This is a genomic window from Fibrobacter sp. (genome assembly GCA_017503015.1).
Taxonomy (GTDB): domain Bacteria; phylum Fibrobacterota; class Fibrobacteria; order Fibrobacterales; family Fibrobacteraceae; genus Fibrobacter.
In genome coordinates, this window is record JAFVTX010000059.1 from 1 (window position 1) to 7,842 (window position 7,842).

Genomic DNA, 7,842 nt, shown 5'->3' on the forward strand with positions numbered 1-7,842 from the left:
CATTTCCGAAGGCCTGAAGTTGGCCAAGAAGGCTTTCGAAGGCGGCGAGCGCGGCGTGGTGCGTCTCAGGGATATCGTGCTGAAGTCCGTGCTGGCCAATCGCGGCCAGGTCCAGTACGTGGAAGTGGTGAACCAGAAGAACTTGCAGAAGTTCAACGGTGTCCTCCGCGATGGCGACAAGGTGGTTATCCTCGTGGCCGCCTTCTTCGGTAAGACTCGCCTGATCGACAATATCGAGCTGAACTGACACTCATTCGACCCCTCGGCAAGCTTCGTGTCATCCTGAGCAAGCGAAGCGCGTCGAAGGATCTCCTACTTTTCCGTAGCCGTAAACACCCCGTCCCAGGTTTCGCCTTGGGCTACGGGCGGTTTTACCTTATAAGCTTCGCAGCGCTTGATGTACACGTGTGAAGGCGTGGTCTTGGAACCCGGATCCCTGTCGGGATGGTGGGGCTCGTAATCCAGGCATTCCGCGAACAGTTTCTCGGCGCGGTCCCAGTCCATCGCTAAGTAGGCGGTGCGGGCCTGTTCCCAGATTTCCACCAGCTTGTGTAACTGCGCTTCGTTTTCGCAGCCGGGCTTTGCCAGCAGTTCGAAGGTCTTGACGGGCTGGCTCTTGCCTATCACGCGGATGGTGTCTAGCGAGCGGTAGATGAACCGGCCTTCGTCCAGGTGTTTCTGGGTGTCTTCGCTTATCTGGATGTAGGCTCCGTACTGTTTGGCGGCGCTTTCCAGGCGGGCGGCCAGGTTCACGGCGTCGCCCATCATGGTGTAGTTCTTGCGCATGGTGGAACCCATGTTTCCGGTCACGATGTCGCCGGAGTTGATACCGATTCTCATGTGCATGTCATGGACTACCTTGGGCCACTTGTTTCCTTCGCCCGCCCATTTCTTGCGGAGGGCCATGAGCTTGGTCTGCATATCTACGGCGCTGTCGCAGGCGTTCTGGGCGTGGTTGGGCAACGGCATGGGTGCCCCGAAGAAGGCGATGATGGCGTCACCTTCGTACTTGTCCAATGTGCCCTTGTTCTCTAGCAGGGTGTCCGTCATGGCGGTGAGGTATTCGTTCAGAAGTTCCACCAGCTTGCTGGGGTCCCCGATTTTTTCGGAGAAGGTGGAGAAGCTTGCGATGTCGGTAAAGTAGGCGGTGATGTTGGACTTGGAACCGCCCAGGGTGGGCATGATTTCGTTGTTCACCATCTCGTCGATCAGTTCAGGAGAAATGTATTGCTTGAAGGCATTGCCCAGGAAGCGTTTTTCCTTGGTCTCGAAATAGAACTGGATAATCAGGGCGATAATGTTGGTGAACAGTATGGCGAAAATCTGCTTGGAGGCACCAAGGTAGAGCCCCTGTTCAAAGTAGTGGTAGGCGATGCCCAGGTATCCGCCCATCAGCACAAAGGAAAGCGCGATAGAGATGTAGCTCTTTACGTAAAGGCCCACCAGCAGGCAAACCAGGGCGAGCAACACCACGATAATCTGCTGGTAGCGCTCTTGCAGGGTCACCAGGAAGTCGTCGTTCAGGATATTCTGGAGGATGGTGGCGTGGGTCAGCACGCCGGGGTAGTTTTCTTCGTGGGGGGCGGTCACAAAGTCGAACAGGGCCGGGGCCGCCGAACCTAGAATGAAAATCTTGCCCTGGAAAAGTCCTGGATCTACACGGTTCTTGGTGATGTCGTAATAGGACAGGTGCTGGAAAACCCTTTCCGTTTCTGCCGTGTTGTAACGGCCCTTGTAGTTGATTTGGTAATGTCCCCAGCGGTCGATAGGAATCTGTTTCACCTTGCCGAACCGGATTTCTTTGCCTTCGCCCAGGTTGTTGATGCGTTCTTCGGAGGTGTTGATAATGTCTGTCAGCACGTCGTTGTTCAGGATGACCAGGTTGGATACCCACTTTTTCTTGGCGATGTCGTAATGGATGTCCATGTCCATGGAAATATGGGTAGGCTTGTTTGGTGGAAGCCTCTGCAGTGAGTCCGCAAAATACTTGACAGTATTCACGATATAGGGAGTGATGACCGCTTCTTCGTCTTCTTCGCTGTCGGTAAGCACAAAACGGCCTGCGCCTTCTTCGTCCCGCTTGACGGTGATGTTTTCGGCCACCTCTTTTTCTTCGTCTTCGCCCAAGGAATCCAGCATGGAAACGTCAATCTGGGAAAGGGCGTCGGAAAGAGTCTCGTTCAACATCTGGCCTTCAAAGATTTCGAAGGTGACGTTTCCCTCGCTGTTCTTGGTGGCGATAATCTTGGAAGATATGTCGATAAACTGGGTGTTTTCCTCGGGTTTCTTGGCCGCCTCCTTGATTTTCTTGTGGAGGGCCAGGAACATGGGATAGCTGAATTGGGGGAAGGTGGTGTGGAAAAATCCCGAGGAATCTTTGTAGATGCCGAAGGGTTTGCCCAGGTCGATATACTGCCCCATCTTGATTTTCACGTTTTCTGGTTTTTGATGGAACAGGTGCAGAAGGCTCATCAGGGGCATGGTGGAGTATATCTTGCTTTCGGTTCCGGAGTAGAGTTCCGGGTTGGGAAAACGGTAAAGAAGCGAAACGCGGCGGACCACGCCGTCGTCATCGGGGTAGGCGTTTACCGAACCCATCTGGGCACCGGCTTTGGCCAGTTCCGGGAAGATGTTGTCCAGCAGGTCCTTGGGTTCGATGTTCTGGGCGGAGTCTACTTGTGAAAGTTCGAAGGTGGAACTGTAGCCGACTTCATCGGCCCGTTCAACGGTGCTGAGAGGCCTCCACTGTGACTCGTGCTTGTAGGACTGGTAACTATCAAAAATGTTGCAGACGATGGTGTTCCCGCTTTCCTTGACGGCGCTCACCAGCATGGAGTCGTAATTGTAGAAGGTGCGGATGTCACCCCCCAGGGAATCCCAGGGCGTGTCTGGGCTCAGCTTGTTCAGCATGGTGGTGACCTGCTGGGTTTTCTGTTCGCCAAAATCGGCGTTCTTGAACAGAATATCGAAGCCGATGGCCGATGCCCCTCCGTTGCTCAGGTTCTTGACCACGTCAGCGTGGATGGAACGGTCCCAGGTGTTGTAGTTTCCCAGTTTTGCCAGGGAGGGTTCGTCAATATCCACGATAAAGATGTTTGGGTCGTAATGGCTGTTCAGGGCGTTCTTGTCGCCGGTTTCTTCGAGGTTGTGGGTCTTGCCCGTCTTGACCTTGAAGAACATGTCGTAAAACAGGTATTCCAGGGATTCAGCACCGTTGCGGACTCCATCTAGCTGTGGGTTCTGCACGTTGCCTAGGAACAAAATGAGAAAGACAAGGACAGAAGTGAGTCCAAAACCAATCAGGAGCTTCTTTAATTTTTTTGACAGTTTTATCTGCATATTGTCAATAATAATAAATGGGTTTTAGTTATATTTCCAATGCAATGGCGAAGGAGCTTTAATTTGGCAACTCAAAAAAAGAAAACCGGTCGTAAAACAACACCTGCAAAAACGGAACAGGTGGAAAATTCGGAGGAACGTTCCCTGGGGGCCATGGTGGTGGGCTACGGGCTCATCGCCCTGTCCGCTATAGCCCTGTTGTCTTGCATTAGCGTGGTCTATGTAGGTTCCGAAAAGGGAATCATGACTCGGTTCGGGGACTTCTTGAATTTTGCCTTCGGCAAGTTGCCCGTGATTTTCATTATTCTGTCCGTGATGCTGTGGGGCTTGTTCATCACTTTCCAGGGCCTGCGCAAGAAACTGTTCCGCGTGGCTCTCGGCCTTTCTATCGTGGGCCTGGACCTGTGCGTTCTGATGTCCATCCCCGTTCATGGCAAGGCGGGCGTTTCCGAAGATGTATTCATCATGCGTGGCGGAATCGTGGGGCGCTTTCTGGATTCCAACATCGTGGGCCCCCTCTGTGGTGACGTGCTGTTTATTCCCGTGATTGTTCTGTCCCTTGTTCTGGTGGCGGTGCTGTTCTTCTGCTTTGACCTTCGTTTCGGGCACTTTACCACCCTGTTCCGCAAGATTCGCGGCATAAAGGAAAAAGCCCCTGCTGGTGAAGTCGATGGCGAAAGCGACGGAAAAGACTCCGACGAGACGACCACGGTTCGCAAGGGTATCACCATGGATGGGGATACCACCATCTTCAATATTCCCGACGCCTACAGGACCAAGCACAAGGGCGTATTGAAGCCTTTCAGTGCCCGCAAGAACTGGATGGAGGCGGTGGACACTTCCGCTGCGGAAACGCCCATGGTGGACAGGGTCGTGGAAGGAACCCTTGTGGAGGGCTCCTTTGGAACGGTTGCTGAAAAGCCTGCTCCGAAACCCTTGGGCGAAGATCCTGAAATTTTGCGTTTGGAAAAGGAACTTCGCGAGAATGGAACTCACATGAGTGCCCTAGAAATTCGCGAAATCCGGAACAAGATTGCCGAAATACGCCGGGCCCGTGAAGAAATCAACTGGGAAAACGAACGCCAGGGGAACCTGGTGGTGAAGGGCGCCGTCCGCGGTGGCGAAAGCGAAACTACGGACGAGGCTACTGTCGTGGCAGGAGCGGCACCCGAAGAGGCTACCGTTGTGGCAGGTTCTGTCGAAGAAACCCAGGCGGCAACCGTCGCGAAAACGATGGCCGGCAATGAGGAGCCGACGCAAGTGGGCGACGCAGAACCGTCGGCAGAGTCCGATGAAGATGAAGAGGACTTTATTCCCCAGGTGGTCTCTTCGGACGAGGTGGATCAGGACCCGAGTTATGTGCCGCCTAGTAACATCGGCACCTCTTCTGGCGGCACGACCGTCACCGGCTTCGGCGTTACCGGTATTCCACAGCCCGACCCGACGGTCCATTACGACGAATACAAGGTGCCTTCCGTAGATGAAATCCTTGACACCCACGAGCCCCAGCCGGCGGACTATACGGTGGACGAGTTGAACGCCATCGGCAAGATGCTAGAAGAAAAGCTGGAAAACTTCAAGGTGAAAGGCAAGGTGGTGGGCTGCGAGACCGGGCCTGTCATTACCCGCTTCGAGGTGGAACCGGGTCCGGGCGTGAAGGTCTCCCAGTTCAGCGCCCTGCAAGACGATTTGGCCATGGCCCTGAAGGCGGTGTCTATACGAATCCTCGCCCCGATTCCCGGAAAGGGAGCGGTGGGTATCGAAATCCCGAACCGCAAGATGCAGACTATTTTCGGTCGCGACATTTTCGAGAGCGATGCCTTCAAGCCTTCTCCCGAAAAGATTGTCATGGCTCTTGGCAAGGACATTTCCGGCGAGCCTTTCGCCATGGACCTGGCAAAAGCACCCCACCTGATGATTGCGGGCCAGACGGGCTCCGGTAAGTCCGTGTGCATTAACGCCCTCATGGCCAGCATGCTCTTCAGCAAGACTCCCGACGAACTCCGCATGATCCTTGTGGACCCGAAGGCGGTGGAACTGAAGATGTACGAGAACATCCCGCACCTGCTGGCGCCTGTGATTACTAAGCCGGAGGTGGCCATACAGGCGCTCCAGTGGCTCTGCTACGAGATGGATAGGCGTACCGAGGTCCTTGCCTCGGCGAAGGTCCGAAACATTGGCGGTTTCAATGCCAAGTTCGAGGCGGGTGAACTCCCGGATGATGTTCCTGAAGAGGATCGTGGTCACCGCATGGCCTTTATCGTGGTGATTATCGACGAGATGGCCGACTTGATGATGGTGGCCGGAAAGGAAATCGAGAAGAACGTGAGCCGTCTGGCCGCCAAGGCCCGTGCTGTTGGCATTCATCTGGTACTTGCCACCCAGCGTCCGTCGGTGAAGGTGATTACCGGTAACATCAAGGCGAACCTGCCTACACGTATCAGTTTCAAGGTGGCTTCTAACGTGGATGCCCGTACGGTGATGGACCACGCCGGCGCCGAAAAACTCTTGGGCCGTGGCGACATGCTTTACAAGGCGGTGAATGCTCCCGACCCGGTGCGCCTGCATGGGGCATTCCTCAGCGACGAAGAAGCGGAAAAGCTGGCCGACGCCTGCTCCAACCAGAACGTGTGCTACCCGCAGCTGGAAACCTTCGAGGTTGCCGAAGAAGGCGGGGAAGGGGAGGACGGCGAAGAAAATGCCGCCATGAGCGAGAAGAAGGACAAGCTGTTGTTCGAGGTGGCCAAGTGGGCTATCGAATGCGGCAACGGCCTTTCTACCTCGGCGGTGCAGCGCCACTTCAGCGTAGGCTACAGCCGCGCAGGCAAGATTGTGGACCAGCTGTTCGGTCTTGGTCTGTGCGCACGCAGTACAGGCAATTCCAAGCCCCGTGCCATGCTTATCGACATGGATCAGCTCATGCAACTGGAACGCTCCGGAACGTTCAGGTAAATGAGTTATTAGTTCTGAGTTACTAGTTACTAGATTAGTTCAATGTAAGTGTCTATAGTACCCAGTAATCAGAATCTAGTAGCTTGAAAATTCTAGTAACTGTTAACTAGTAACTTGTAACTTCATTATGAAAGAATTCGCTCCTGCTAAAATCAATCTCTTCCTCGACGTCATCCGCAAGCGCGAAGACGGTTATCACGACCTGGGAACCCTTTTCCAGACTATCGACGTGGGCGACACGGTTTCGGCCACCCTTCGAGACGACGACAAGATTACCCTGGAGTACAATGTTCCTCAGGAATACCCCAAGGAATCGGACCTGGTGTTCAAGGCGGCAGCCCTGATGCAAGAGGCCTACCGTGTACCGAAGGGCGTTGACCTGTATCTGGAAAAGGTGATGCCCTTGGGCGCTGGTCTTGGCGGTGGTTCTGCCGATGCTGCTGCAACCCTCAGGTTGCTGAACCGCCTCTGGAAGTTGGACCTGCCTATGGAGGCCTTGGAGGAACTGGGCGCAAGTCTCGGTGCCGACGTCCCCTTTCTGGTCAGAGGCGGCTCGGCGTTTGCCGAGGGCATCGGCGAAAAGCTTACGCCCATCGAACCGCTCCAGCTGAAAGACGGTCTGCACCTGCTCGTAGCGACCCCGCTGGACGCCGTTCCCACCAAGGACGCCTACGCCGGAGTCCCCAAGTCGGGCCCTGACCGCTGGGAAGCGTACAAGTCGGGTTTCAGGGCCGCGGCCGGTTCTAGTCCTGCGGAAAATCTGGGTTCCGCCATGGATTTTGCTCTTGAAAACGTCTTCAACAGTTTCGAGATTTCGGTATTCCCCAAGCACCCCTTGGTAGAACAGCTGAAGCAACAGATGATTCGCCTGGGGGCGACTTCTGTCCTCATGTCGGGGTCGGGAGCTTCCGTCTTTGGCGTTTTTGGGACCCGGAGCCAGGCGGAATCTGCCCTGGAATCCCTGAAACCCATTTCCAGATACCTCGCCGTGACCCGTTTTTTCCAGGGTTTTTAGGCGAATCCCTTTGAATTTGGGGCGTATTTTCTATATTTGCGCCACCATTGGGGTATCGTCAAGTGGTAAGACAACGGATTTTGATTCCGTTATTCGTTGGTTCGAATCCAGCTACCCCAATGAATTTTTTAACCATTCCAAAATTGGAGAAATACAATGGAACTCACAACGCTCAAGGCTACCTCGAGAGTGCTAGGTGCAAACCGCGAAAACAAGCGTTTGCGTAAGGCTGGTCAGATTCCGGCCGTCTATTATGGTAAGGGTACAGAGACTGTGAATATCAGCGTCAGCGAAATTGATATTCGTAAGGTTCTCGCACCCGGTAAGCGTTACACCCTTCTGGACCTGGAAATCGATGGCAAGGCCGGTAATCCCGCCGTCATCTACAACTACCAGAAAGACGCCATTTCCCAGAAATTCGTCCACATTGACTTTCTCAAGATCGACGAAGCCACTCCGGTGAAGGTTCGCGTTCCTGTCAAGCTCTCCGGCCTTCCGGTGGGCGTCAAGACCCAGGGCGGCTTGCTGGCTCAGGA

General features: G+C 54.5%; 5 protein-coding genes and 1 tRNA gene. 5 read left to right on the plus strand and 1 reads right to left on the minus strand.

The features are described from left to right. Positions 1 to 247 (plus strand): pantoate--beta-alanine ligase (locus IKB43_11140; GenBank protein ID MBR2470682.1); only part of this gene is annotated, 247 nt, incomplete at its 5' end. Positions 248 to 312: 65 nt separating this feature from the next. On the opposite strand, the gene IKB43_11145 is transcribed toward IKB43_11140, so the two are convergent. Continuing rightward, the gene (locus tag IKB43_11145; GenBank protein ID MBR2470683.1) at positions 313 to 3,339 is read right to left on the minus strand and encodes a CHASE2 domain-containing protein; all 3,027 of its coding nucleotides are present in this window, start codon (positions 3,337 to 3,339) and stop codon (positions 313 to 315) included. 153 nt (positions 3,340 to 3,492) lie between these two features. Between IKB43_11145 and IKB43_11150 the strand changes: the two genes are divergently transcribed. From IKB43_11150 to IKB43_11165, 4 genes are all read left to right on the plus strand, one after another. Continuing rightward, complete coding sequence (locus IKB43_11150; protein ID MBR2470684.1) at positions 3,493 to 6,291, plus strand: DNA translocase FtsK; 2,799 nt, start codon at positions 3,493 to 3,495, stop codon at positions 6,289 to 6,291. A 127-nt stretch (positions 6,292 to 6,418) separates the two neighbouring features. Then, positions 6,419 to 7,306, plus strand: a complete 888-nt coding sequence (gene ispE / locus IKB43_11155) for a 4-(cytidine 5'-diphospho)-2-C-methyl-D-erythritol kinase (protein ID MBR2470685.1) — start codon at positions 6,419 to 6,421, stop codon at positions 7,304 to 7,306. Positions 7,307 to 7,354: 48 nt separating this feature from the next. Beyond that, a tRNA-Gln gene (locus IKB43_11160) sits at positions 7,355 to 7,426 on the plus strand. Positions 7,427 to 7,462: 36 nt separating this feature from the next. Continuing rightward, positions 7,463 to 7,842 (plus strand): 50S ribosomal protein L25 (locus tag IKB43_11165; GenBank protein MBR2470686.1); only part of this gene is annotated, 380 nt, incomplete at its 3' end.

What these genes read in the sequence shown, in the direction of transcription:
- IKB43_11145 (MBR2470683.1), bottom strand. Translation starts at nt 3,339, where the DNA reads ATGCAGATAAAACTGTCAAAAAAATTAAAGAAGCTCCTGATTGGTTTT.
- IKB43_11150 (MBR2470684.1), top strand. Translation starts at nt 3,493, where the DNA reads ATGGTGGTGGGCTACGGGCTCATCGCCCTGTCCGCTATAGCCCTGTTG.
- ispE (MBR2470685.1), top strand. Translation starts at nt 6,419, where the DNA reads ATGAAAGAATTCGCTCCTGCTAAAATCAATCTCTTCCTCGACGTCATC.